This is a genomic window from Nocardia carnea (genome assembly GCF_029869215.1).
Classification (GTDB): Bacteria; Actinomycetota; Actinomycetes; order Mycobacteriales; family Mycobacteriaceae; genus Nocardia; species Nocardia carnea_B.
Map to the genome: position 1 here is coordinate 1 of NZ_JARWPM010000361.1, position 1791 is coordinate 1791.

At 66.4% G+C, this 1791-nt stretch carries 1 protein-coding gene; it reads right to left on the reverse strand.

The window, feature by feature from the left end; genetic code table 11:
- Window positions 1–273 precede the first annotated feature (273 nt).
- Entirely contained in the window at window positions 274–1521 is a 1248-nt protein-coding gene (locus QH276_RS25365; protein WP_280402901.1) for an acyl-CoA dehydrogenase family protein, read from the reverse strand.
- Window positions 1522–1791 lie beyond the last annotated feature (270 nt).

Below are 1791 nucleotides of genomic sequence, written 5' to 3' on the forward strand. Positions count from 1 at the left end.
AGCCCGTCGGCGCCGATCACGCCGGACAGGTTGCCCGCCACATAGGTGAGGACCGCGACCCCGGCGGCGCTATGGGGGGGGTGGTTATTGGCCCCCCTCCCCGGGGGGGGCGGGGTTCGGCCCCCCTGAGTCCCAAAGGCCTCGTAAGACTCGGCGCCGCCGTGGTGACGTTCGGTTTCGGGGTTACGCGAACTCCGCGGGCCCCGCTGAGCCCGGCGCTGCCGCAGGCGCGTCCGAAACAGCCGGGCCAATGCGAGCGGCAGCCTTCGGGGTTCAGAGGGCAAGTAAGCCCTTTGCCACGTGGGTGACCTGGATTTCGTTGCTGCCGGCGTAGATCATCAGGGATTTGGCGTCGCGGGCCAATTGTTCGACCCGGTATTCCGACATGTAGCCGTTGCCGCCGAAGAGCTGCACGGCCTCCATCGCGACCTCGGTGGCCGCCTCCGAGGCATACAGTTTCACCGCGGAGGCCTCCGAAAGGCTCAGTGGCTTACCGGCTTTCCCCCGTTCGATGATGTTGAAGGCCATGTTCTGCACGTTCATCCGCGCGATCTCCATCTTCGCGATCTTGAGCTGGATGAGCTGGAACCGGCCGATCTCCTGACCCCACAGCTTGCGGTTCCGGGCGTATTCGGTGCACAGCCGCAGACATTCGTTGATCACGCCCAGCGCCATGAACCCGATTCCGACACGTTCGGCCACGAAACTGGATTTGGCGCTCTCCCGGCCGTCGCCGCCGCGGTGTTCCTCGGTTTCGCCGAGCAGCCGGTCGCGGGTCAGACGGACGTTGTCGAAGAACAGTTCCCCGGTCGGCGAGGCGTGCAAACCCATCTTTTTGAACGGTTTGCCCTGGGTGAGACCCTCCATTCCCTTGTCGAGCACGAAGGTGAGCACCTTGCGGTCGCGCGGCGGGGTGCCGTCGCCCTCGTCGAGTTTCGCGTAGACGACCAGGGTGTCGGCGAAGGGGCCGTTGGTGATGAAGGTTTTCTGGCCGTTGAGGATGTAGTCGTCGCCGTCGCGCCGGACGGTGGTTTTCATCCCGCCGAAGGCATCGGATCCGGAGTCCGGTTCGGTGATCGCCCAGCACGCGATCTTGCGGAGGCTGACGATATCGGGCACCCAGCGCTCCTGCTGGGCGAGCGTCCCGCGGGAGAGAATGGTGGCGCCGCCGAGCCCGGTGCTCACCCCGAGGGAACTGCACAGGCCCATACAGACGCCCGAGAGTTCGCTGGTCAGCACGGCCATCATGGACTGCTGGTCCAATCCGCCGTCGGACGAACCCTTCGCCTCCGAAGCCGGCTTCTCCGCACCAACGGCTGCCGCCCGCTTGGCGGCGAGCTGTTTGTTCAGTGCGTCTTCGGCCATGGCTCCGATACCGAAGTCCGCGTAGAGCTTGCGCAGCACGGGGTAGGGCAGCATCTCGCCGCTGTCCAGCGCGTCGAGGTGGGGCCGCACCTCCTTATCGATGAAAGTCCGGACAGCGTCGCGGATCATCAGATCGGTATCGGACCATTCGAACATCGGCGTCCTCCGTGCAAGCAGCAACATTACGGCGTAAATCACCGGGCGGATCACATCCGCCTTGTTGACAGCCTGCCAGCTCCCCCGCCGCCGCGCTGAGGTTCGGTGTTTATTTCGCGGCGCCTGCGGCGCCGCGGGGGGTGGTGCCCCTCGTCCCCGACACCCACGAGGCCGCGCAGGAGGGGGACCCCCCGGTGATGGTGGGGGTGGTGATTTTTGGGGGGGGGGGGGCGCGTCGGGTGGCCGACGGCCGCTCGGTCAGGGATGCGG

What these genes read in the sequence shown, in the direction of transcription:
- QH276_RS25365 (WP_280402901.1), bottom strand. Translation starts at nt 1,521, where the DNA reads ATGTTCGAATGGTCCGATACCGATCTGATGATCCGCGACGCTGTCCGG.